Origin of the sequence: Nesterenkonia alkaliphila, assembly GCF_009758175.1 — a bacterium.
In the GTDB taxonomy this organism is placed as follows: Bacteria; Actinomycetota; Actinomycetes; order Actinomycetales; family Micrococcaceae; genus Nesterenkonia; species Nesterenkonia alkaliphila.
The window spans coordinates 1-24,207 of the sequence record NZ_WRPM01000103.1 but is presented as its reverse complement, the minus strand read 5'-3'; the positions used below and the strand labels follow the sequence as shown (position 1 = coordinate 24,207).

The window sequence follows — 24,207 nt, the reverse complement described above, 5'->3', positions numbered from 1 at the left end:
CGATATGAGCCTGGTCTTCCGCTTCGCTGCACGCTCGGACGACGGGGTTGTCCGTTCCAAGAACGACGACTCCGGCTACGCCGGGCGCTACTTCGCCGTAGTCGCCGACGGGATGGGCGGCCACGCCGGCGGCGATGTGGCCTCCGCCTCCACAGTGCTGGACCTGGCTCACCTGGACACCCGAGGCTTCGCTGAGCCGGACACTGTGCTCCCCGATGAGATCCAGACCGCCAACGCGTTCCTGAACAAGCTGGTCAAGACCAACCCCAAGCTGGCCGGTATGGGCACCACCATCACCGCCATCCTGATCACCGGGGACAAACTGCAGTTCGCCCATATCGGAGACTCCCGCGCCTACCGGCTGAAGAAGGGCCGGTTCCGGCAGGTCAGCCACGACCACACCTTTGTGCAGCGCCTGGTCGATGAGGGCCGCCTGGATCCCGAAGCCGCGGAGTACCATCCGCATAAGAACGTGCTGATGCGCGTTCTCGGCGATGTGGATGCCTCCCCCGAGCTGGACATCACCAGCTTCCCGCTGGAAGCCGGGGAACGCTGGCTGCTCTGCTCAGACGGGCTCAACGCCGTGGTCTCTGACCGGCTGATCGAGCAGAAGCTACGCAGCGGGGATCCGCTGGAGAAGATCGTGGACGATCTGGTGGACCTCACCCTGGAGGGCGGGGCCCCGGACAATGTGACCGTGATTGCCCTGGATGTGGTCACCGCCGAGGAGGAGCACCTAATCACCTCGGATGAGGTTCCGCTGAGCGAGGAGGCCGTGGCTGCGGCCTCCACTGGCGATTTCACCAATCCCGAAGGCAACCAGCGCACTATGGAGCTGGATGTGATCCCGGTGGTCAACCGAAGCGCCCTGGAGGGGCTTTCCCCGGAGGAGGGCGAGCTCTCCCCGCTCTCGGCCGCCATGGTGGAACGCACCCTAGGAGTCCGCCCGCATAAGCTGGTCGGCGCCGCAGTGGCCGCCGCTGAGACCGGCACCATACCCGTAGTGCCTCGCAATGTGGACGAACACCCGATGGCCGCGCTGCTGACCGGTCAGCCGCTGAAACCCGTACGGCACACCTACTCCGAGATGCTCGGCGAGCATGGCGAGACCCCCAGGACCCACCAGCCCCCAGCGCCGGAGACGGTCGAGACCTCGCCCGAGCCGCCAGAGGAGGACAACAGCTCCGAGTACCCGCTCGATGAGGACGATCTTGACGCCGTCCAAGCCACCCGGCGTCGTCGTGCCTGGTTCCTGCCCACTTTTGTGTCCCTGCTGGTGGTGCTGGTCGCTGTGGTGACCTTCCTCGGCTATGTGTGGACCCAGACCCAGTACTACGTGGGCGAGGACAACGGCGAGGTGGCGATCTTCACCGGGGTCTCCCAGTCGCTGGGCCCGATCACACTCTCCGAGGTGGACGAGCACACCGGGATCCCCCTGGAGGACCTGCCGCGCTATGACCGCAACCGGGTGGAGTCCGGAATCTTCGCCGAGAACCGGGCCCACGCAGAGCAGATCGTGGAGAACCTCGAACAGATTGCCGGAGGTGGGAACTGATGGCCCCGGCACAGAAGGAGGCTCACCCCAGGCCGCGGCGCAATGTGGAGCTGCTGCTGCTGGTATTGGCGCTGACAATCGGGATCGGCGCCCAGGTCCTGGTGGGCCTGAACCTCGAGGACACCATCGATGAGCGCTACTACATCGAGGGCGGGGCCCAGGCGGCCCTGGCGCTGGCCTTCCACGTGGTGCTGCGGCTGCGGGCCAAATACGCCGACCCGTTCATCCTGCCGATCGTGGTGACCCTCAACGGACTGGGCATCGCGATGATCCACCGGCTGGACTTCACCTCCCAGTACGAGGGCGTGGCCGACCGGCAGCTGCTGTGGACCGGGCTCTCGATGGCCGCAGCCATGCTGCTTCTGGTGCTGCTGAAGGACCACCGCAAGCTGCGCCAGCTGACCTATATCAGCCTGGCCGCCTCGGTGGTGCTGCTGTTCCTGCCGATCGTCCCCGGCGTGGGCCAAGACATCCAAGGCGCCCAAGTCTGGATCAGCATCGGGGGGATGAGCTTCCAGCCCGGCGAGCTGGCCAAGATCACCCTGGCCATCTTCTTTGCCGGGTTCCTGGCCAATAACCGTGACCTGATCCTGCTGGCCGGTAAGAGGATCGGCCCGATGACCTTCCCCCGGCTGCAGGACCTTGGCCCGCTGTTCCTGGCCTGGCTGATCGCCATGGGCGTGCTGATCGTGCAGAACGATCTGGGCAATGCGCTGATGTTCTTCGGCCTGTTCGTCGCCGTGATCTACGTGGCCACCTCCCGCATCTCCTGGATCATGATCGGCGGAGTCTTAGTGGCCGCAGGGGGTCTGCTGGCCTACCAATTCGTCTGGCACGCCCGGAACCGGTTCGACATCTGGCTCAACGCCTTCGACCAGGAGATCTACGAGCAGCTCTACGGCTCCCACCAGCTGGTGCAGGGGCTCTTCGGCCTGGCCCACGGCGGGCTGACCGGCACCGGGCTCGGGTCCGGTTCCCCACAGATCGTGGCCCTAGCCAACTCGGACATGATCATCGTGGCCTTCGGCGAGGAACTGGGCTTCATCGGGCTCTCCGCCATGCTGGTGCTCTACCTGATTCTGTTCTCCCGGTACATGCGCGCAGGTCTGGGCACCCGCGACCACTTCGGCAAACTGCTGGCTGTGGGCCTGGCCGTGGTGCTGGTGCTGCAGGTGTTCGTGGTGGTCGGCGGCATCACCCGAGTGATCCCCATGTCCGGCCTGGTCAGCCCGTTCCTGGCCGCCGGTGGTTCGGCCCTGCTGGCCAACTGGCTGATTGTGGCCATCGTGCTGCTGATCAGCCATGCTGCCCGCCGTCCGATCGTGGTGGGACCCATGCTCAACACCACCGGCGCCGGGGCCTCCGGAACTGAGGATCCGCTGCGCGGCCGCGACACCGCCGAACAGCTGGCGGTTCGCGACGAGAACACTGCAGAACACGCCGCCGTGGAATCACCTCCAGGAGGTGAGCAGCGGTGAACAACGCCATCCGCCATACCTGGGTGGTCTCGGTCGCGATGTTCCTATCCCTCTTCGTGGCCCTGAGCCTGACCCAGGTGGTATTCACCGACTCGCTGAACTCCGACCCCCGCAATTCCCGGCAGCTGATCGCTGACGCCGGGGCTCCGCGCGGACCCATCACCGTAGACGGCACCGTGATCGCCGAGTCAGTGCCCAGCGACACCACCCAGTACGACTATCAGCGGATCTACCACGAACCCGAGCTCTACAGCCATATCACCGGCTACTTCTCCGTGGTGACCCCCGGGCCCAATCAGTCCGGCATCGAATACGCGCTCAACGAATACCTCTCCGGACAGTCAGACGCCCAGTTCTTCGACCGGATCTCCGCCCTGTTCACCGGGGACACCCTGATGGGCGCCCAGGTGGAGCTGACCCTGGATCCGGAGCTGCAGCGACTGGCCTATGACCTCATCCCCAACGATGAGCGCGGGACCATCATCCTCACTGATCTGCGCACCGGCGAGATCAAGGTCATGATGTCCAAGCCCAGCTATGACACCAATGAGCTGGCCGTGCACTCCACCTCCCAGTTCCACGAGACCCTGGAGCGGCTGGAGGAGGTCGAGGGTCTGCACCTGAACTACAACGTGGCCACCAATAACCCGATCTTCCCCGGATCGGTGTTCAAGCTGGTCACCGGCCTGGCGATGCTGGAATCCGGTGACTACGAGCCGGACACCGAACTGGAGAACCCCAGCGAGCTGGAGCTGCCGCTGACCGAGTCCACCTTGCCGAACTTCGCCGACGGCGGCTGCCACCAGCGCCAGGAAGCTGAGCTGAACTGGATCTTCGCCCAGTCCTGCAACACCCCCTTCGCCGCAGCGGCAATGGACCTGGGCGAGGATGCCATCCTGGAGGCCGCGGAGGCCTACGGCTGGAATGAGGCACTGCGCATCCCCATCTACGTACAGCCCTCCCGCTTTCCGGAGGTGGCCGACGACGCCGAGCTGGCCCGGTCAGCCATCGGGCAGGGCAGCGTCACCGCCACCCCACTGCAGATGAACATGGTGGCCTCGGCCATAGGCAACGGCGGAACCCTGATGCAGCCCCAGATGGTGGACACGATCCGCGGTTCAGACCTCCAGCTGCTGAGCAACCCGGAGCCGCAGGTGTTGAATGAGGTGATGGATCGCTCCACTGCCGATGCGCTCACCGAGATGATGGTGGCCACAGTGGAGGAGGGCACCGGCTGGCGGGCCGACTCCGGCCGCTTCCAGGTGGCCGCCAAAACCGGCACCGCCCAGCGCGGAGACGGAGATAACACCGTCAACTCCTGGATCACCGGCTTCGCACCCGCTGATGACCCGCAGTACGCAGTCACCGTGGTCTATGAGGGCATCGAGATGAGCCGCGGCAATGAGCTCACCGGCTCCCAGATGCTCACTATGCTGGAAGCGGTGATTGAGGAATGAGACCCGCAGTCGGTATCACCATGGGTGACCGCTATAAGCTCACCGAGCGCATCGCCATCGGCGGCATGGGCGAGGTGTGGAAGGCCGATGACGAGGTCCTCGGCCGCACTGTCGCGATCAAAATCCTCAAAGAGGAGTACACCGGTGATGAGGCGTTCCTGCGCCGCTTCCGGGCCGAGGCGCGGCACACCGCTCTGCTGAACCACCCCGGGATCGCCGATATTTACGACTACGGCGAACAGGCCGGCTCCGGCTACCTGGTGATGGAACTGGTCCCGGGCCGTCCGCTCAGTGTGATCCTGGAGAAGGAGAAGACCCTCCCCTGGGAGAAGGTGCTCTCCATCCTGGCCCAGACCGGCCGGGCCCTGCAGGTGGCGCATGACCAGGGCCTGGTGCACCGCGATGTCAAGCCCGGCAACCTGCTGATCACCCCCACCCGCCGGGTGAAGATCACCGACTTCGGCATCGCACGGTTGGCTGATCAGGTGCCGCTGACTGCCACCGGCCAGGTGATGGGCACCGTCCAGTACCTCTCCCCCGAGCAGGCCACGGGCCAGCACGCCACCGGCTCTTCCGATATCTACGCGCTGGGCGTGATCGGCTATGAGGCCTTGGTGGGCCACCGGCCCTTCACCGGTGAGTCGCAGATCGCCATCGCCCTCAAACAGGTCAATGACCCGCCGCCGCCGCTGCCCGAGACGGTGCCGGTACAGGTGCGTGCCCTCATCATGGCCATGCTGGCCAAGGAGACCGACCAGCGGCCTGCCAATGCCACCAAGATGGCAGACGCCGCCGAGGCGATGCTGCGCGGGGACATCGAGGCCGCCGTGGCCGCCGTGCCGGCACTGAACAACCACCTGGCAGGAACTGAGGACCAGGACGCCACCCAGCTGCTCCCCCGCGCTCCCTCCGTCCAGGACGGTGCCGCCAGGGCGGGCTCCGCCGGCACCCCCGAGGAGCCCGGCGAAGGCCCCTCGCTGCCCGCCACGGCTCAAGCGGCCGCCCAGCCCGCCGCCGGCACACGGCACCACAGCAGTGACCGGGACTCCCCCGCGCCGAAGGAGTCGACCATCGGCTCACGGTGGCGCTGGCCGGCCATCACACTGATCATTCTGGTGCTGCTGGCGCTCTTCGGCGCCTGGGTGCTGCCGATGCTGGCCGCTGATGAGGAGCCGGAGGAGGTCTCCACGGTGGTCCCCACCCAGTACATCACTGAATACGCCACAGAAACCGCCACCGCGGAGCCTGAGCTGGTGGAGGTGGATGAGGAGGAGCTGCTGGGCCTTCCCCTGGATGAGGCCATCGCCCGGCTGGAGGACGAGGGCCTGGACGTGCACAGCGAACAGGTGGTGTCCAATCAGCCGGCCGGCACCATCACCGGAGTCACCCCTGCCGGCAGCCTGCTGCCCGGAACTACAGTGACCCTGTTCTACTCGGCCGGGCCGCCACCGCCGCCGGCCACCACTGAAGCTCCGCCGCCGCCGCCACCCACTACCCAGGCACCACTGCCGCCGCCGAGCACACCCACGCCCACCCCGACCCCCACACCCACGCCCACTCCCACCGATCCGGAACCTACCGAAGAGCCAGATCCAGGCAACGGCGAGGACGAGACTGAACCCCCAGGGGGCGGAGAGACTGAGACCGGCAGCCCGGGCCCGGGCAACGGTGAAAACGGAGAGGGCGGCTAAGGTGAGTATCCATATCCACAGCGCCCAGGCACCGTACTTCGATCTTGTCGTCTCAGGAGGTGACCGATGACCGAGCGAGTGCTCAACGGGCGTTACCAGATTGAGGCGCTGATCGGACGCGGCGGTATGGCCGATGTCTACCATGGCCGGGACCTCTCCCTGGAGCGTGAGGTTGCAGTGAAGATGCTGCGCCCGGACCTGGCACGCGACCCGATGTTCCAGACCCGGTTCAAGCGTGAGGCCCAGTCCTCAGCCAGCCTGAACCACCCCAATATTGTGGGCGTCTACGACACCGGTTCCGCCGAGGTGGCCGGCAACGGCACGGAGGTCAAGACCCCGTTCATCGTGATGGAGTACGTAAACGGGGTCACCCTGCGGCATATCCTGCACGGCACCCCCAGGGGCCAGGACGATGATGCCCCGCCACCCCCGCCGGAGACTGCCGAGACCACCGGCGGCGCATCCCGCAGCACTGACTCTGATGTGCTGGGGGTGACAGATCCTGACGATACCCAGGTGGTCCCCCGGGTCACCGAGCCGCTGCAGGAGAAGATCGACTCTGCCCTGGGCCGCCCGCTCACCGAGCAGGAGGCCGCCGGGTACATGTCCGGGGTGCTGGGGGCATTGAGCTACTCGCACTCCCGCGGGATCGTTCACCGGGACATCAAGCCCTCCAATGTGATGGTCTCCAATGCCGGGGATGTGAAGGTGATGGACTTCGGGATTGCCCGGGCCCTGGCCGACTCCGCACAGACCATGACCCAGACCTCGGCCGTGGTGGGCACCGCCCAGTACCTCTCCCCGGAGCAGGCCCGCGGCGAGGTGGTGGATCACCGCTCCGATCTCTACTCCGCCGGCTGCGTGCTCTTCGAGCTGCTCACCAACCGGCCGCCGTTCACCGGGGACTCCCCGGTCTCCGTGGCCTACCAGCACGTGCGTGAGCAGCCTCCCGCGGTCTCTGACTACAACAACCAGGTATCGCCTGCCATGGAGTCAGTGGTGGCCAAGGCGCTGACCAAGGACCCCGCCCTGCGCTTCCAGTCCGCCGATGAGTTCGACGAGGCCCTGGCCAATGCCCTGCGCGGCATCCCGGTGGATGAGGGCGCCACCACCCAACTGGCCGCTGTGGGGGCCATGGGCGCAGCCGGCGCCGGATTCGACAATCTGGTCCACGCACATCCGGCGATGTCCGCCCGCACCCCGGAGGACCCCGACTATGACGACTACCAGGAGTACGGTCAGCAGCCCCGCCGCCAGAACCGGGCCTGGCTCTACGTGCTGCTGGTGGTGATCGCCCTGCTGCTGGTGGGCGGGCTGACCTTCCTGCTGGCTCAGTTGCTCGGCGGCGGCCCGGATGATGGCCAGGTGGCTGAGGATGAGCTAGTTGCCATCCCTGATGTAGTGGGCTGGTCACAGCCTGAAGCGCATGCAGAGCTGACCAACGCCGGCTTCGCCGTGCAGGTGGAGACTGAGCCGGACAACGAAATCGAGGCCAACCACGCCACCCGCACCGACCCGGAAGCCGGGGAAGAGCTGCAGTCCGGCTCCGAGGTGATCCTCTACATCTCCGAGGGGCCCTCAGAGGTGGAGATCCCCGACGGGCTGATCGGTCAGCCCGAGGAGACTGTGCGCAGCATCCTTCAGGACGCCGGCCTGGAGGTCGGAGAGGTTACCGCCCAGGACCATGTGGAGTACGCCGAAGGGGAGGTGATCAGCATCAGCCCCGAGTCCGGCACCAGTGTGGAGAGCGGGACCGCGGTGGATCTGGTCATCTCCACCGGCGAACGCAGCCTGCCCTCCGGGCTGACCGGCATCTGGCAGCAGGAGGCCGGGCAGGCACTTGCTGCTGAGGGCTTCGGCTGGGAGGTTCACTGGGTTACTGTGGACAATCCTCAGGGCGCAGGAATCAGCTTTGCCGGTGAGGTCGTAGAGATCACCGTGGACTCTCCCAGCGGCGCGTCAGTGCAGGACGGCGGAACCGTCCCCAACGACGCCGTCATCTACCTCCATGCCGTCAGTCAGCAGTCCTGGCCCGAGGAGGATGAGGAAGAGGACGAAGCGGATGAAGAAGACGCCGAGGATGAGGACGAGGACTCCGAGAACGGTGACGAGGACGAAGAAGACGGTCCCGGGAACGGGAATGGCAACGGCAACGGCAACGGGAACAATGAGGATGAGGACTAGCCCTTGGCAGTAATCCGTCCCCGACTCCCGCGCCCGGCCTCGATCCTGGTCGGCAAAGCCGCCCGGGCGGTGACCAAACTGCGCGGCGGCTCCGGATCCGCCTTCCCCGGCCTGGTGGTGGAACGCCTCGACCCCGGTTTTCTGGCCAGTGTGCTCTCCCAACTGCCCCGCGGCGTCGTCGTAGTCTCTGGAACCAACGGGAAGACCACCACCACCAAAATGGTGGTGGAACTGCTGCGCGGTCAGGGACTGAAGGTCTTCACCAACCGTTCCGGGTCCAACTTCACCCGTGGAGTGGTGGCCTCTGTGCTGGGCGAGATCACCCCCCGCGGCAGGCTTGAGGCCGATATCGCGGTGCTGGAGCTGGACGAGGCCCACGCAGTGCACTTTGTCCGTGCCGTGGCCCCGCGCTACAGCCTGCTGCTGAACGTGATGCGCGATCAGCTGGACCGCTTCGGCGAGATCGACACCACCGCCGGGATGCTGCGCACCATCGCTGAGCACACCACCCACGGTGTGGTGCTCAACCGGGAAGATGCCCGGGTGGCGCGGATTGCCGAATCCCTGCAGGACCAGGAGATCCGGTACTTCGGGCTGGCTCCCGAGCTGCGTAAGCACTTCCCCAGTGACGATGACCTTCATGCCAGCAACGCCACTCTTGCACCGGCAGAACTGCCGGAGGCAGAGGTCACCCTGACCGCGCTGGGCACCCAACAGGGGACCTTCCGGCTGGGCACCGGCGAGAACGCTGAGGAGATCAGCACCGAGCTGACCGTCAACGGTGCCTACAACACCTATAACGCTGCCGCGGCCCTGGCCCTGGTGCGCCAGGTGCTGGGCGGGGCCATTGACCACCAAGCCCTGCTGCGCTCGCTGAAGGAGGCGGCCCCGGCATTCGGCCGAGGCGAGTCCCTGACCGTGGGCGGAGCGCCGCTGGACCTGGTGCTGGTGAAGAACCCGGCCGGGTTCCGATTGGGTCTGAGCAGCTTCTCCGCCGAGGGTGTGGCCACCATGATCGCGATCAACGACAACTACGCCGACGGCCGGGATATGAGCTGGCTGTGGGATGTCAGCTTCGAGTCCCTGGCCGCCCAGGGCGTGGAGATGGTCTCCGGGGTGCGCGCCTATGACATGGCGCTGCGACTGCACTATGACGGGGTCCCGGTCCGCGGAGTCGAGCCTGAACTGGTCGTGGCCCTGGACGAGTTCCTCAGCCGCCACCCGCGGACCCCGCGCCGGATCTTCTGCACCTATACCGCTATGCTCGCCCTGCGCAAGCATCTGGGGTCCTACACAGAGGTGGAGGCGTTCAACTGATGAAGCAGATTCGCGTTCTGCAGCTCTACCCGCGGGATATGAACATCTACGGGGACTACGGCAACACCCTGGTGCTCCAGCGCCGGCTTCAGTGGTACGGCTACGAGCCGGTGATGCTCAGCTATAACCCCGGGGAGGAGTTCCCCACCGATCCCGACATTCTCATCGGCGGCGGCGGCCAGGACTCCGGACAGGACCGGATCCAGGCTGACCTGCTGGGCATCGGCGAGCGCCTGCACGCCCTGGCCGAGCAGCAGGTGCCGATGCTGATGATCTGTGGGCTCTACCAGCTCTTCGGGCACTTCTTCGAAACCCGCGCAGGCCGCAGGATCCAAGGCATCGGGATCCTGGATGTGGAGACCTACGGCACCGATAAGCGGCTGATCGGCAATGTCGTGGCGGAATCGGACGAGTTCGGCACCGTCATCGGCTACGAGAACCACTCCGGGCAGACCTATTTGGGGGACGACGCCGCCCCACTGGCCGCGGTCACCACAGGGGAGGGCAACAACCAGCGGGACGCCCATGAAGGGGCCCGGCAGCACAATGTGCTCGGCAGTTACCTGCACGGCTCCCTGCTGCCCAAGAACCCGGCGATCGCTGATTTCCTGATCTCTACTGCAGTGCAGCAGAAGTTTGGGGAGCAGCTCGGGGAACTGGCGTCCCCGGCCTCCAGCCCGCTGCCCCTGCAGGCGCTGACCGAGCGGGCCCGGCAGACCGCGAGCTCCCGCCCTCGCTGACCGCGAAGGTCCGGCAGAACGTCCCGACGGCCGGTCGCATAGTCACAGCTCCAGGCAGAGCCCGGTGATTCAGGTGGGCTATTTCCACTTCATCGTCATGAAGAAGCCGACCATGGCGATGGAGAACCCGATGATGATGTTCCAGCCCCCGGCAGCGCTGATCGGCAGCGCACCAGAAGTCACGTACCAGGTGATCAGCCACAGCAGCCCGAGGATCATCAGCCCGAACATGGTGACCTTGTACCAGCCGGGAAGCGACTGCTCCTCAGCCTCCAGATCTTCGAAGCCGAACTGCTCGGCGCCCGAGAGCGCCGAGCTTGACTCGCCGCCCTGCTGGGCAGTGGTGTTGCGCTTCTTGCGGCGCTTGGACTCTGGCACGTGGAACTCCTGAAGTATTAGGTATCCTGTGGACATCTGAGGTCTTGAAGCGCCATTCTACGCAAAGCGAGCTCCTGAACACGATGTCCCTAGCACCTCCCCGACACGCTGTCCCGGCACAGCGTGCTGCCCAGGCACCCAAGCCCAGGCGGCGTCGTCGTTCTGTGGGCGCCAAAATCATGGGCGGCTTTGGCGAAATCCTCATCACCCTGGGGGTGCTGGGCCTGCTGTTTGTGGTCTGGGAACTGTGGTGGACCGGCATCGAGGCCGAATCCGACCGCCAGGAGTCACTGGAGGAGTTCTACTCCAGCGCCCCCGAGCTCCCTGTGACCGAGCAGAGCACCGAGGGCGGTACCGAGGACGGCCCCAATCCCCAGGACTTCGAGGTCTGCTACACCCTGCCAGACGGCACCGAGATCGGTTGCGCAGAGCATATGCGCGCCGCCACCGGCCCCGAGGACATCATGGGCATCACCTACGCCCCGCGACTGGGGGAGAGCTGGGCAGCACCGATCCGCCACGGGGTGGCCGCTGAGCAGATCGACCGCGGCGGAGTGGGCCACTACACCGCCACCCAGTGGCCGGATGAGCCGGGCAACTTTGCCCTGGCCGGGCACCGCAACACCAATGCCTCCATGCTCGGCAATCAGGACGCCCTTCAGATCGGCGATCCCATCTATGTGGTCTCCAATGACGGCATGTACGTCTACCAGGTCCGCGAGCGCCACGTGGTGCTGCCCCACCAGACCGAGGTGCTCAACCCGGTGCCCAGCCAGTCCGGAGTCGAGCCAGAGGTGGGGGTGCTGACCTTCACCACCTGTCACCCGATGTACTCCAACCGGGAACGGCTGATTCATCATGCCGAGATCGTGGACTTCATCCCGTTGGGCGGTGAGGCTCCGGCGGATCTGGCTCACCATGACCGGATCGCCGACATGTTCTGGGTGCCGGAGGAGGAGGCCTGATGTACGCCTGGTTCTTCAACCGTGTGCTGCCCGGTCCGCTGTGGCTGCGGATCATTCTGTCCCTGATTCTGCTGGCAGCTGTGGTGTACGGGCTCATGGAGTTCGTCTTCCCCTGGCTGAGCGAGCACAGCCCATTGGGCGATGTGACGATAGAAGACGGATAATTGAGGGTTATGACGCGCATTCTGGTCATCGACAACTACGACAGCTTTGTCTACACCCTGGTGGGATACTTGCGGGAGCTCGGTGCTGAGGCCACGGTGATCCGCAATGATGACCTCTCCCTGGAGGAGGCCAAGGCGGTGGCCGCTGAGCATGACGGGGTGCTGATCTCCCCCGGCCCCGGCACACCGGCCGAGGCCGGAGTCTCAGTGGAGCTGATCCGCTGGTGCGAGTCCGCCCGCGCCCCCATGCTGGGGGTCTGCCTGGGGCACCAGGGACTGGGTGAGGCCTTTGGCGCCGTGGTCACTCACGCCGAGCAGCTGATGCATGGTAAGACCTCACCGGTCACCCACACCGGGCACGCCTCCTTCGCGGGCCTGCCAGAGACCTTTAAGGCCACCCGGTATCACTCCCTGGCGGTGCAGCCGGAGACCGTGCCGGAGGTTCTGGAGGTCACCGCCACCACCTCAGACGGGGTGATTATGGGCCTGGCCCACCGCAGTGCGCCGCTGTGGGGGATGCAGTACCACCCGGAGTCAGTGCTCACCGAGGGCGGCTACCGGATGCTCGGCAACTGGCTGGAATCCCTGGGCCTGGAGGGTGCGGCGGCCAAGGCGGCTGATCTGAACCCCATTCGCTGAGCCGCGCGAGCAGTTATCAGGGGGTTGTCGGAAGATCGGCTGCTCATGAAGTACCGATAATCCGAAAACTGACTGACTTTGCGCCGGGAGATCCCCCTACACGGCGCGCCGCAGCTGTGTAGGGTGAAGAGATGAGCTCAGCACCGTATCTGCGCTATCCCCATCTGCATGAAGATCTCATCACCTTCACCGCCGCCGACGATGTCTGGCTTGCCCCGGCAGCCGGCGGCCGGGCCTGGCGGCTGACCCGCGACGCCGCCCCGGTGAGGCAGCCGCGGATCACCCCCGACGGCGCCCAAGTCGCCTTTGTCTCCACCAAGGACGGGCACAGCGAGGTCTACGCCGTCAGCATCGACTCCGGAGAGGTCCGGCGGCTGACCTACTGGGGAAACGACCGCACGCACCTGCTGGGCTTCGCCCCGGACGGCCGGCTGCTGGTGGCCACCAACGCGGGGGAGGCGCACCGGCACCAAGTGATCCGCGCGCTCACTCTGCAGGGACGCTGGGAGCGCCTTCAGCTGGGCTCAGCCTCCGGGGTCGCCTACTCCGCAGACGGCAGCATCGCCCTGACCACCCCCTACATCCGCCCCAACGCCCACTGGAAGCGCTACCGCGGCGGCACCGCCCCCAAACTCTGGCTGGACCCCAAGGGCAAGGGCTCCTGGGAACAGCTGCTGCCGGAGGACACCGCGGGCATAGTGGACCCGATGTGGATCGGCTCGGCGCTGCTGTTCGTCTCCGACCGCGCCGCCAGCTTCCCCAAGAAGGCCCAGGAGCAGGCAAACCTCTGGATCCTGGAGAAGCCCGGGGCCAAGAAGCCCAAACCGCCTAAGCAGCTGACCTTCCAGGATGAGGCCACCGGCTATGTCCGCGACGCCACCACCGACGGCGAGCGCATCACCTGGCACAGCCGCGGGGAGATCTGGATCAAAGACAGCCTGCAGGCCGCACCGCGCCGCCTGGAGGTCACCCTGCCGGGCACTGCGCCGGCTCCGCTGAGCCTGAAGCCCACCGAGAACCTCGAGGCCCTGGTTCCGGACCACACCGGTGATGCCAGCCTGGTCTCCTGGCGGGGCAAAACCTTCTGGCTGACCCACCGCGAGGGTCCGGCCCGCGCCCTGGCTGCTGAATCAGGTGTCCGCACCCGGGAACCGGTCCTGCTGGGGGGCACCGATAAAGCGGCTGCAGCAAGCGATGCCCAGGGTGAGGACAGCCTGGAGATCTACACCCTGGACGGCAGCGCGGCCCCGCAGCGCGTACTCACCGGGGAGCTGGGGCGCGTCCTTCACTTGGTCTCAGACCCAGCCGGGACTCGCCTGGCGGTGGTCTCCCACGACGGCTGGATCCGGCTGGTCTCCCTGACCTGGACGGGCCGCAAGGCAACCCTGGAGGCAACAGTCACTGAGGTCACCCGCTCAACGGAGGGCGAGCCGCAGGAGCTCTCCTTCTCCCCCGACGGCCGCTACCTGGTGTGGGCGCATCCCACCATGTGGGGCCAGAAGACCATGTACCGGATCATGCTGCTGGACACCGCCGGGACCTCCGGGCCGGTGCCGGTGACCTCAGGGCGCTTCCACGATTTCTCACCGGCCTTCACCGCGGACGGCAAGCACCTGGCTTTCCTCTCCTCACGCACCTTTGACCCCTCCTACGACGATCATTCCTTCGACCTGTTCTTCACCGGTACGGTACGGCCCTGGCTGATCCCGCTGGCCGCCTCCCAGCCCCCGCCGTTCGGGCCCAGCGCTGAGGGCTGGCGCCTCTCGGAGGATAAGGAGAGCAAAGACAACGACGACGCCGCCCCCGCCAGCCCGGACTTCACCGCCGAGGGTGCCGAGGAGCGCATCGTCCCCTTCCCTGTCCCCTCAGGCGCCTATACCGATCTGCGCGCGGTCAAGGGCGGGCTGGTATGGATCAAAGAGGCAACAGAGTCCGGTGAGTTGGGCAGCCGCCGCCATGGCGCCCCCGGGGAGCAGCCGGCCGATCAGCTGATCCGGTGGGACTTTTCCCAGCGGAAGACCTCCACGGTTGTGGAAAAGCTGGATGACTATGCGGTCTCCGGGGACGGGAGCAGGCTTGTGGTGCGCCATCAGGACGCCGTGACGGTCCAACCCTCGGCCAAGCAGGTGGAGGATGACGACCCGGAGCGGGTGAGCGTAGACCTCAGCCGGCTGCGCTTTACCGTTGACCAGGCGGAGGAATGGCGCCAGATGTTCTCGGAGACGCACCGGCTGATGGGCCAGCAGTTCTGGCGCGAGGATATGGACGGCGTGGACTGGTCTGCGGTCGGGAAGACCTGGCGCCCGGTGGTGGACAAGGTCCGCAGCCATGATGACCTCACTGATCTGCTCTGGGAGATGGTCGGTGAGCTCAACACCTCTCATGCTTACGTGATCCCGCAGGGTGCTTCCCCCGGGGAGGAGAGGCAGCTGGGCCTGCTCGGCGCGGATCTCTCCGCAGCTGAGGCGGGCTGGCGGATTGACCGGATTCTGCCCGGGGACTCCTCTGACCCTGAGGCCTGCTCCCCCCTGCTTGCGGCAGGAGTCGACGCTCAGCCTGGTGATCTGATCACTGCAGTGGACGGTCAGCCGGTGGACCCGGTCTTCGGCCCAGCCAAGCACCTGGTGGGGGCTGCCGGCAAACCGGTGCAGCTGACCCTGCAGCGCGCCGGAGAGTCCCGCGGCGTCGTGGTCGTACCCCTGGCCAGTGAAGCACCGCTGCGCTACCAGGACTGGGTCCGTTCCCGCCGGGAGTATGTGGCCGATAAGACAGCGGGCCGTCTGGGCTACCTACATGTTCCGGATATGCAGGTAGCAGGTTGGGCTCAGCTGCACCGGGATCTGCATCATGCCGCCCGGGGTGAGGGCGTGCTGGCCGATATGCGCTATAACGGCGGCGGGCACACCTCACAGCTGGTGATCGCCAAGCTGGCCCAGCAGGTGGTGGCCTGGAATGTGGTCCGCCATACCAAAACCGCTATGCCCTACCCGGAGTCGGCTCCCCGGGGACCGGTGGTGTTGCTGGCCAATGAGTACTCCGGCTCCGACGGCGATATCGTCAACGCTGTGGCCCAGGCCATTGAGCTGGGCCCAGTAGTCGGAGTCCGCACCTGGGGCGGGGTGGTCGGCATTGACGGCCGCTTCGACCTGATCGACGGCACCGCGGTGACCCAGCCGAAGTACTCCTTCTGGATCCACGGCAAGGACTGGGGTGTGGAGAACTACGGGGTGGATCCGGATATTGAGGTCATCCACGATCCGGGCCAGCTCTTCCGGGCGGAGGACCCGCAGCTGGACCGAGCGATCGAGGAGGCGCTGACCCGGCTGCAGCAGAGCCCGGCAGCCGCCGCTCCGGCGCTTCCGGAGCCCAAAGTGAGACATTAATCTGCTGAGCACCGCCGTTTTCGGCCTAAACAGCCCCATCACTGCCTGATCACCCAAAAGCAACGGGCCTCACGGTCTGCCGGCATAGAGAAAGGACCCAGTCACAATGACTGGGTCCTTCTCGTTGAAGCAGGTGCTGCTTAAGCGGCAGGCTTGGGGGCCGGAACCTCAGCCTGTGTCGGCTTAGCGTCGGTGTTGGTCTCCGCCTGAGCAGCCGGCTTGGGCGAATTGGCCGGAGTGTGCGAGGAGACCGGCTCAGGCTTCTTCCAGGGGTCCTCCACCGGCTTGGAGGCCCGCCAGGCCGCCACACCGGCTGTGACACCGGCGGCCACCAGGCCGAAGACCAGCAGGCCCTTCTTGCGGGACTTCGCCTTCTGCTGCTTCTTCAGCTCCTTGGAAGCCTGCTTTGCAAACTTCTCAGAGTTCTTCCGCAGCTTCTTGACGATCTTCTTGTCACCAGTGGCCTTGATCAGCGCCTTCTCCACCCGCGGGTCCACCTCAGCCTTGTGGATCAGCTTGGCGGTCTTATCTGCATAGCCGCCCAGCTTGTACCCGGCGGCAGGGATGGTGTTCTTGGTGAACTCGGTCTTAGCGCCGTCGTACTTGTCCATGACCTTCTTGATCTCTTTCTTGGCCTTGGGCGGCAGCTTGTCATACTGGGCTGCGAGACCGTCCCCGGCCATGGACGTGTACTGCTTGATCTTGGTGCCGGCCACCGAGGCACCGTCACCGACCGCGTGCAGCGCTCTGGCTGAGGCGTCCTGAACCATCGGAGCGCCTTTGCGGTAGGTGTCTTCCGCCCAGTCAGCGGCAGAGCTCAACTTCGGCTCCGCCCAGTCCTGAGCCGTATCGATGCCGGCGAGCAGCTTCTGCCCCCAGCTGTGGCTCCGTTTCTTCTTCTTACCGAACATGCATGTCCTCCGAATCAGGATCGGTTGCTCTGACTAGCCTACGCCGTCTTGGACCCGGGATGCGACGACAAGCCCACTTCGGGAGCAAACCGTCAGGTTTGTTTCGGGCAATTACCAGACTGGGGCGTGAAACAATGGGGTTATGACAGCTATTGCAACACATCAGGCAACCATTACCACCACCGCGGGCACCATTGAGGTGGAGCTCTTCGGCCACCATGCACCCAAGACTGTGGAGAACTTTGTGGGGCTGGCCACCGGCGAGAAGCCCTGGAAGCACCCGGAGAGTGGTGAAGACAAGACCGGCACCCCGCTCTACAACGGCACTGTCTTCCACCGGATCATCAAGGACTTCATGATCCAGGGCGGGGATCCGCTGGGCCTCGGCGTCGGTGGCCCCGGCTACCAGTTCGACGACGAGATCCACCCGGAGCTGGACTTCACCCAGCCATACAAGCTGGCGATGGCCAATGCGGGTATCCAGATGGGGAAGGGCACCAACGGCTCCCAGTTCTTCATCACCTCGGTGCCCACCACTTGGCTGCAGGGCAAGCACACCATCTTCGGCGAGGTCCGCGATGAGGACTCTAAGAAAGTCGTCGATGAGCTCAACGCCGTGAAGACTGATGCACGTGACCGTCCCAAAGAGGATGTTGTCATCGAGACCATTGAGGTCACAGCGCTCTGAGCGCCTGCTTCCGCCACCCTGACTCAGAGGCCTATGTGCAGTGCCAGCGCTGCGATAGGCCTCTGTGCTCTGCCTGCATGATTGAGGCACCGGTGGGCTTCCACTGCCCGGAGTGTCTCAATGAGGGACGACGACACCGAGGCCAGGCGCCGCTGCCGGCTGCCCGCCTGGGTGCCGGCTTTGGTCAGGCGGCAACCCGCAGCTTCGTTGCTGCGCCCACCGCCAGACCGGTGGTGACCTATGCGTTCATCGCGTTGTGCGCGGTGGTGTACCTGCTGCAGGTGGCACCCCGGCTGCATGATGCCTTCGCTCTGTACGCCCCCGATATCACCGGGCTCTTCGCCTACGCGCCCCTGTACACCTCCACCTGGTACTGGGAGTTCGAGCCCTGGCGGATGCTGACCTCGGCGGTGCTGCACCATCCCAGCAATGTGGCCCATATCGGCTTCAACATGCTGGCCCTGTGGTTTGTGGGCCGGGTGATGGAGCCGCAGATCGGCAGGCTCCGCTTTGCTGTGCTGCTGCTGCTCTCAGCCTTCGGCGGTTCGGTGGCGATCCTGCTGGTCTCCGCGTTAGGGCTGGCTTCACCCTTTGTGCCGACAGTGGGTGCCTCCGGCGCAGTGTTCGGCCTGTTCGGGGCGCTGTTCATCCTGATGCGCTCCTCCGGAACCTCAGCCGGCGGCGTGCTGGCTCTGGTGGGGGTGAATATGGTGATCAGCTTCATGGTGCCTAATATCTCCTGGCAGGGCCACCTGGGCGGACTGGTCACCGGTGCCGTGGTAGCGGCGGTCTATGCCTATCTTCGAGGGCCGCGGCAACGTCTCTGGCAGGCGCTGGCCCTGACTGGGATCGCTGCTGCGCTCCTGGGCCTGACAGCCCTTGGTGTGCAGCTGCTTCCTATGCAGTAGGTGGAGCCAGCCAGCCGCGCGGAGTCAATCCCGCTCTCCCCAGCCAACCTGAGGACGATTCCCACAGAATCCACAGCGGCCTGTGGAAAAGTCTCTGATCAGGGGAGTTACATCAGTGTAGTTTTTCCACATTGGGGATAACTCCTGTGGAAAAGTGCCGCCGGGCGTGTCCCCCGGGTATCTCTGCTCAGAAGTCGATGTCGAGGTCGCCGCCGTCGAGCAGCCAGTTGTAGCGCAGCCGGAGGGCTCGTTCGATACTGGCCGCCAGGGCACCGAAGATCAGCGCACCGTTGAGCCAGTCAGGCAACTGCACCGGGGAGACCCAGGTGCCGGTGTATTGGGCGACTACATCCCAGCTGGTGACCATCTCCACCAGCTGCGGGATGCCCAACAGAAGTGCGGCGACCAGAACAACCATTGAGGCTATGCCGAGCCAGCGGCTGAAGACCGGATGCGTGATGTCCAGATGCGCACGGTGGCCCTCTGCGGATTGCGGATCAGCCCGCAGCTGCTGCTGGCTGCCGTCCTCAGCGACGAAGTGGCACCGTTTGAGCCCATAGGCGGCCATTCGCACGTCGATGTGCCCGCCAGGGACCGGGAATGCTGCCGGCAGCTTAGACACAGCATGGTGCTTTCCGTCCAGAAAGAGGTGTGCTTTGGCCTCGCCCAGTAAATAGTCCCAGTAGCTGACATCCACAGCATAGATGTGTGCCGCGCCCTCCGGGGATCTCAGTGTGAGGTAGAAGAGCCCCCGGGACATCCATTGCCACCAGTGAAATGGTCTGAGCGCACGGCCGTCCCCAGGCTTAATCTTCTTCACCGCGCGCTTCCGCTGCCAGTCCTTGAACACGAGCCCAGACTATCCACCGGTGCACTGCAGTGGATCCTTCCTTCGGATGATCCCGCGCATTCTGGCCTAAAGTGGGGGATATGACAGCTGCCGCAGACCCACCTATCAGGATGTTCGGCGCCGATTGGTGCCGTGACTGCCGCCGGACCAAAGCTCAGTTGGATGAGCTGGGAATCCCCTACAGCTATGTTGATCTGGTGGCCGAACCGGCCGCGGCTGACATCGCGCGGGAGATCTCCGGACGGACCAATATCCCGGTGGTGGTCTACCCAGATGCCACCCACCAGGTGGAGCCCAGCAATGCTGATGTTGAGGCGAAGCTGCGGGAGCTTGGCCTGCTCTGATGAGGCCTGGGCCGGAAGCTCAGAGACAGTCAGGGCCCGGCGCTGCTTTCGGTGGAAGTGAGGGCCTCCAGGAAGCGGATGACAGCCGCCCTCTCCTCAGGGGACATTTCTGCGGCGATGCGGAAGCGTTCGGCATGGCTGCGGCCTACTGAGTCCCGCGCTGCCTGCTGAGTGGCTTCAGTGACCTCGACGGTGCTGCTGCGCCGGTCCGCAGGATGGGGATGACGGCGGATGTGCCCCGCTCGCTCGAGCCGATCCAGCATCTTGGTCACTGAAGCCGTGGAGATTCCCAGATATTGAGCGATCATCGTCGGGGTGACGGGCTTACCGCTGCGTTGCCCCGCAATGACCCACCGCAGTGCCCGCATATCGTTCTCCCCCAGTTTCATATACCGCTGGGAAGTCTGGTTCATCCGGCGCTCGGCCTGATGCCAGGCCCGCAATGCTCTGAGCACCTCAAGAGCTTCATCTACTGTGCCTTGGTCCATGCTCTCGAGGTTCACCAGCGCACCAGTAGGGTCCATGACCCGCGGATCCAGCAGCACCTCCTCCGGGCCTGTGTCGCTCTCGGAAGTTCCCATCTGCACATTCTCCATCAGTAAGCTACGCTTATTACTAGCTAGGCTAACTTTATCGGTTCTCCCCATTCCACCTGACGCACCAAGGAGCCAGTCATGACCACCTCAGCGCATCATGCACAGGTACCGCACGCCACCGCAGCTTCTGCTGCCGGCTCACCCCATGTGCAGCGGCCTCAAGTCTATGATGCCGTCCTATTAGCCGGTTTCGGCGGGCCTGAGGGCCAGGAGGATGTGATCCCTTTTCTGCGCAATGTCACGCGTGGCAGAGGCATCCCTGATGAACGTTTGGAAGAGGTAGCCACCCACTATCGGCATTTCGGCGGAGTCAGCCCAATCAACGAACAGAACCGGACGCTGCGGCAAGCCCTGCAGCAGGAGTTGGACCGCCGTGGCCTCGGGCTTCCTGTCTACTGGGGCAACAGGAACTGGGATCCTTATCTTGGGGATGCTGTGAAGGAGGCGGACAAGGCCGGTCACCACCGGCTGCTAGGTATCGCCACCAGTGCTTACAGCTCCTACTCCAGCTGCCGCCAGTACCGCGAGGATTTCGCCCGGGCGCTCCTGGAGACCAACCTTGTCGGCAAGGTAAAGATTGACAAGATCCGCCAGTTCTTCGACCATCCGGGTTTCGTCACCCCGTTCACTGAAAGCCTGCACGAGGCGCTCAAGAGCTTCACTGCAGCAGGGCACCGCCCGGATGAAATCCGGGTGCTGTTCTGCACGCACAGCATTCCCACCGTGGACGCGGAACACTCCGGCCCCAGGGATCAGAACTTCGGCGAAGCAGGCGGGGCGTACCCTGCCCAGCACCTGGCCGTGGCAGAGAAGATCATGGCCTCGGTAGCCGAAGCCTGCGGGTTTGCCCCGGCATGGGAGCTGGTCTACCAGTCCCGGTCCGGCCCGCCGAGCCAGCCTTGGCTGGAGCCCGATGTCTGCGACCGGATCGCAGAACTGCCCGCCGAGGGCACACAGGCGGTAGCTATTGTGCCGGTGGGGTTCCTCAGCGATCATATGGAAGTGATGTGGGACCTGGATGAAGAAGCCATGGAGGCTGCCGAGGAGGCAGGGCTCCAGGCGGTGCGCACAGCCACACCGGGCGCTCATCCAAAATTCGTCCAAGGTTTGGCGGATCTGGTGGAGGAGCGTATCAACGCCACCGTGCCTGAACAGCGTAAGCATCTCACTGAGTTGGGCCCGTGGTACGACGTCTGCCGGCCCGGGTGCTGCGAGAATGTCCGGCTGGGTTTCCAGCCGGCAGCTGCGGGCCTAGAGCCCTGAGATGACCAACCCAAAGCGTTCTGTACGTGTCCTCATCCCCGCAGTGCTGGCCGTTCTGTGGCTGGCCTGGACCGCCTGGGGCGGGCAGACATTTGGTGCCATCTCCTCGGTGACCACCAATGACCAGGCCACTTTTCTCCCAGCTGAAGCTGAGTCCACCCAGGCGCTTGAGGTGCAGGAACAGTTCGGTGATGACGGCGCCGTCCCCGCCACAGTGGTTGCCGCACCGCAGGCGGGCGAGCTCACCGAAGAGCACCTCGGCGAGCTCGGTGAGCTCGGTGAAGCCGCCGCGGAACTGGACGGAGTGCTGCGGGCCGCACCAGCCCAGCCCTCTGCGGACGGTGCCGCAGCCCAGCTGATCGTCCTGCTGGATGAGGAAGCCGCTGAAGGGAACACTCTCAGTAACCTCCGGGCACTCGTCGCTGAGCAGCTGGTCGAGGGCGAGTGGGAGGCCTATGTGACCGGTCCCGCCGCACTGTCAGCGGATCTCTCGGAGGCCTTTGCCGGGATCGACGGGCTGCTGCTGCTGGTCGCCGTCGTCGCCGTGTTCATCATTTTGGTCACCGTTTACCGCTCTGTGCTGCTGCCGGTGTTGGTTCTGGTGTCTTCAGTGGGGGCTTTGTGTGCCTCGATCACCGTGATCTACCTCATGGCTGATGCCGGCTGGATCCAGCTCAACGGGCAGGTCCAGGGCATCCTCTCGATCCTGGTGATCGGTGCCGCCACGGACTACTCGCTACTGCTGGTGGCCAGGTACCGGGAAGAACTCGGAGCACAACGGAACCGGCATGCCGCGCTGAGCAAAGCAGTGCGCAGATCTGCCCCGCCGATTCTGGCCTCAGGCGGCACTGTAGCCGCTGCGCTGCTGTGCCTGCTGCTCTCGGACCTGAACTCAAACCGGGCGCTGGGTCCGGTGGCAGCGGCCGGAATCGTCTTCTCCATGGCGGCAACCCTGACCTTCCTCCCGGCGATGCTGTCATTGGTCGGCCGGCCGGCATTCTGGCCGAGAACCCCGCAGGTCCGCGCTGACGGCTCTGGGATCCAGCACCGGCTCTGGCGCCGCGTCGCTGGTGTGGTGCGGCGCCGCCCCCGTGCCGTGTGGGTGACGGTGACTCTGCTTCTGGTGTTGGCCGCCGGGGCCGTAGGCCAACTGCGGGCCGAGGGTGTACCCCAGTCCGAGGTGGTGCTGGGCGAGACCGAGACCAAAGCCGGACAGGAACTGCTCGAGGAACACTTCGAGGCAGGCACCGGGGCGCCGGCCAACATCTTCGTCAGCAGCGATGAGGCAGAGGATGCACTCCAGATCATCGAAAGCATCGACGGGGTAGCGTCTGCCCAACTACTGGGCGAAGGGCAGGCTCCGGCTGAGGGCCCGCAGGAGGCCCATGTGGTCGAGGGATGGGTAGAGATCTCGGCGACCCTGGCTGCCCCTGCGGACTCCAAGGAGGCCGAGCAGACCACCATTGCGCTGCGGGATGAACTGACCGCGCTGGAGCAGGAGTCACTGGTGGGTGGGACTACCGCCACCCAATTGGACACCAACCAGACCGCACAGCGCGACCTGATGGTGATCGTTCCCAGTGTCCTCTTCGCGGTCACCCTGATCCTGGTGCTGCTCTTCCGGGCAGTGGTGACTCCGTTGATCCTGGTGGCGACCACAGTGCTCTCCTACCTCGCCGCCTTAGGAATATCCGCCCTGGTGTTCAACCACATCTTCGGCTTCCCTGGAGCTGACCCCACTGTGCCGCTCTACGGTTTCATGTTTTTGGTGGCGCTTGGAGTCGACTACAACATCTTCTTGATGACCCGGGCGCGGGAGGAAACCCCGGCTCACGGGGCGGCAGAAGGAACGCTGCGCTCTCTCGTAGTCACCGGCGGGGTGATCACTTCAGCTGGCATCGTCCTGGCCGCAACCTTTGCTGCTCTGGCAGTGCTGCCACTGATGTTCATGGTCCAGCTCGCCTTCTTGGTAGCTCTAGGGGTGGCCATCGACACCTTCGTAGTCCGCACCCTGCAAGTACCTGCTCTGTGCGCAGACATTGGCCGCAGAATCTGGTGGCCGTCCCGCCTGGCGCGTCTCCCCCGCTAACTCATTGGGACCTCGCGGCAGCACTTGGCATGCCTCACTGGGGCGGTGGTAGGTTCGGATCGATGGTAGACAACTGCCAGGCCCCGGGCACAACGGTAGTCGAAGAGCGGAAAGAACACCGATGGAGATCAAGCTACCGGCCGACTGCGGAAATTCGCCCCGGATCGGCATAGTAAGCGACTTCGCCGTAAATTGGGCCAAGGGAGATGCACAGTCTGTTTCTGAGTGGCTTACCGAGGATTCGGTGTGGACTCTCGTTGGCGGAGGCTCCTACAGCGGACCAGCTGCCGCTGAACAAGTGAGACCCACATTCACACCTGAGCACGTGGAAGTCGTATCCGTAATCACCCACGGTCGCCTTGCCTCCTGTGACGGCTACATGGAAACAGCAGGAGTGCGCATCGACTTCAGCCATGTCCTCCGCTTCGCCAGCACCGCTAAGACAGCCAGGATCGCCGAGCTGCGCAGCTACTGCATCCATCCGCCCCGCAGTCATTAACGCGACACGCTCGTAGCCGGATCGGTCACAACCCATCAGAGTAGGCTAGGTGTAGTTCCTCGACACGTTGTGAACAGTCCGTGATGTGAGCGGAGACCTCCGATATCG

General features: G+C 65.0%; 20 protein-coding genes. 16 read left to right on the top strand and 4 right to left on the bottom strand.

The genetic code is table 11. The annotated features are described in order from the left end of the window. Window positions 1–4 precede the first annotated feature (4 nt). From GNZ21_RS15215 to GNZ21_RS15185, 7 genes are all read left to right on the top strand, one after another. Window positions 5–1,555 carry a PP2C family protein-serine/threonine phosphatase gene (locus GNZ21_RS15215; RefSeq protein WP_157325867.1) on the top strand — a complete coding sequence of 517 codons (1,551 nt, stop codon included), beginning with the start codon at window positions 5–7 and terminating at the stop codon, window positions 1,553–1,555. Beyond that, window positions 1,555–3,033, top strand: coding sequence for an FtsW/RodA/SpoVE family cell cycle protein (locus GNZ21_RS15210; RefSeq protein ID WP_157325856.1), 1,479 nt, complete (start codon window positions 1,555–1,557; stop codon window positions 3,031–3,033). The genes GNZ21_RS15215 and GNZ21_RS15210 overlap by 1 nt, the downstream gene beginning before the upstream one ends. Further along, window positions 3,030–4,490 carry a penicillin-binding transpeptidase domain-containing protein gene (locus tag GNZ21_RS15205; RefSeq protein WP_188503616.1) on the top strand — a complete coding sequence of 487 codons (1,461 nt, stop codon included), beginning with the start codon at window positions 3,030–3,032 and terminating at the stop codon, window positions 4,488–4,490. Before GNZ21_RS15210 ends, GNZ21_RS15205 begins: the two co-directional genes overlap by 4 nt. Beyond that, window positions 4,487–6,181: a protein kinase domain-containing protein gene (locus tag GNZ21_RS15200; RefSeq protein ID WP_157325854.1), complete on the top strand. Its 1,695-nt coding sequence runs from the start codon at window positions 4,487–4,489 to the stop codon at window positions 6,179–6,181. Before GNZ21_RS15205 ends, GNZ21_RS15200 begins: the two co-directional genes overlap by 4 nt. Before the next feature lie 66 nt (window positions 6,182–6,247). Then, window positions 6,248–8,365, top strand: coding sequence for a protein kinase domain-containing protein (locus GNZ21_RS15195; RefSeq protein WP_157325853.1), 2,118 nt, complete (start codon window positions 6,248–6,250; stop codon window positions 8,363–8,365). 3 nt (window positions 8,366–8,368) lie between these two features. Beyond that, window positions 8,369–9,682, top strand: coding sequence for a Mur ligase family protein (locus tag GNZ21_RS15190; RefSeq protein ID WP_157325842.1), 1,314 nt, complete (start codon window positions 8,369–8,371; stop codon window positions 9,680–9,682). Further along, complete coding sequence (locus GNZ21_RS15185; protein ID WP_157325840.1) at window positions 9,682–10,422, top strand: type 1 glutamine amidotransferase; 741 nt, start codon at window positions 9,682–9,684, stop codon at window positions 10,420–10,422. The genes GNZ21_RS15190 and GNZ21_RS15185 overlap by 1 nt, the downstream gene beginning before the upstream one ends. Window positions 10,423–10,500: 78 nt before the next feature. On the opposite strand, the gene GNZ21_RS15180 is transcribed toward GNZ21_RS15185, so the two are convergent. Beyond that, complete coding sequence (locus GNZ21_RS15180; RefSeq protein WP_229659482.1) at window positions 10,501–10,800, bottom strand: cell division protein CrgA; 300 nt, start codon at window positions 10,798–10,800, stop codon at window positions 10,501–10,503. Between the two features lie 83 nt (window positions 10,801–10,883). Here GNZ21_RS15180 and GNZ21_RS15175 point away from each other — a divergent pair, with 83 nt between their 5' ends. From GNZ21_RS15175 to GNZ21_RS15165, 4 genes are all read left to right on the top strand, one after another. Beyond that, on the top strand, window positions 10,884–11,765 hold the full coding sequence (locus tag GNZ21_RS15175; RefSeq protein WP_157325836.1) for a class E sortase: 882 nt from the start codon (window positions 10,884–10,886) through the stop codon (window positions 11,763–11,765). Next, window positions 11,765–11,929, top strand: coding sequence for a hypothetical protein (locus GNZ21_RS15755; protein WP_188503617.1), 165 nt, complete (start codon window positions 11,765–11,767; stop codon window positions 11,927–11,929). The genes GNZ21_RS15175 and GNZ21_RS15755 overlap by 1 nt, the downstream gene beginning before the upstream one ends. A gap of 9 nt (window positions 11,930–11,938) precedes the next feature. After that, a complete protein-coding gene (locus GNZ21_RS15170) occupies window positions 11,939–12,568 on the top strand; it encodes an anthranilate synthase component II (protein WP_157325834.1) in 630 nt (209 codons plus the stop codon). 131 nt (window positions 12,569–12,699) lie between these two features. Continuing rightward, window positions 12,700–15,951 (top strand): S41 family peptidase, encoded by a 3,252-nt coding sequence (locus GNZ21_RS15165; protein WP_157325832.1) that lies wholly within the window; start codon window positions 12,700–12,702, stop codon window positions 15,949–15,951. Window positions 15,952–16,091: 140 nt separating this feature from the next. On the opposite strand, the gene GNZ21_RS15160 is transcribed toward GNZ21_RS15165, so the two are convergent. Beyond that, window positions 16,092–16,862, bottom strand: coding sequence for a hypothetical protein (locus GNZ21_RS15160; protein ID WP_157325830.1), 771 nt, complete (start codon window positions 16,860–16,862; stop codon window positions 16,092–16,094). A 142-nt stretch (window positions 16,863–17,004) separates the two neighbouring features. Between GNZ21_RS15160 and GNZ21_RS15155 the strand changes: the two genes are divergently transcribed. After that, window positions 17,005–17,550, top strand: a complete 546-nt coding sequence (locus GNZ21_RS15155; protein ID WP_157325828.1) for a peptidylprolyl isomerase — start codon at window positions 17,005–17,007, stop codon at window positions 17,548–17,550. A gap of 77 nt (window positions 17,551–17,627) precedes the next feature. Beyond that, window positions 17,628–18,458, top strand: a complete 831-nt coding sequence (locus tag GNZ21_RS15150; RefSeq protein WP_157325826.1) for a rhomboid family intramembrane serine protease — start codon at window positions 17,628–17,630, stop codon at window positions 18,456–18,458. Window positions 18,459–18,645: 187 nt separating this feature from the next. Here GNZ21_RS15150 and GNZ21_RS15145 read toward each other — a convergent pair whose 3' ends face one another. After that, complete coding sequence (locus GNZ21_RS15145) at window positions 18,646–19,308, bottom strand: hypothetical protein (RefSeq protein WP_188503618.1); 663 nt, start codon at window positions 19,306–19,308, stop codon at window positions 18,646–18,648. Window positions 19,309–19,388: 80 nt separating this feature from the next. Between GNZ21_RS15145 and GNZ21_RS15140 the strand changes: the two genes are divergently transcribed. Further along, window positions 19,389–19,652, top strand: coding sequence for a glutaredoxin domain-containing protein (locus tag GNZ21_RS15140; RefSeq protein ID WP_157325824.1), 264 nt, complete (start codon window positions 19,389–19,391; stop codon window positions 19,650–19,652). Window positions 19,653–19,681: 29 nt separating this feature from the next. On the opposite strand, the gene GNZ21_RS15135 is transcribed toward GNZ21_RS15140, so the two are convergent. Next, window positions 19,682–20,233 (bottom strand): MarR family winged helix-turn-helix transcriptional regulator, encoded by a 552-nt coding sequence (locus tag GNZ21_RS15135; protein WP_157325823.1) that lies wholly within the window; start codon window positions 20,231–20,233, stop codon window positions 19,682–19,684. A 93-nt stretch (window positions 20,234–20,326) separates the two neighbouring features. On the opposite strand from GNZ21_RS15135, the gene GNZ21_RS15130 reads away from it, so the two are divergent. Both GNZ21_RS15130 and GNZ21_RS15125 read left to right on the top strand, forming a co-directional pair. Next, window positions 20,327–21,511 (top strand): ferrochelatase, encoded by a 1,185-nt coding sequence (locus tag GNZ21_RS15130; protein ID WP_157325821.1) that lies wholly within the window; start codon window positions 20,327–20,329, stop codon window positions 21,509–21,511. Between the two features lies 1 nt (window position 21,512). Further along, window positions 21,513–23,600 carry an MMPL family transporter gene (locus GNZ21_RS15125; RefSeq protein WP_157325819.1) on the top strand — a complete coding sequence of 696 codons (2,088 nt, stop codon included), beginning with the start codon at window positions 21,513–21,515 and terminating at the stop codon, window positions 23,598–23,600. Window positions 23,601–24,207: the final 607 nt, after the last annotated feature.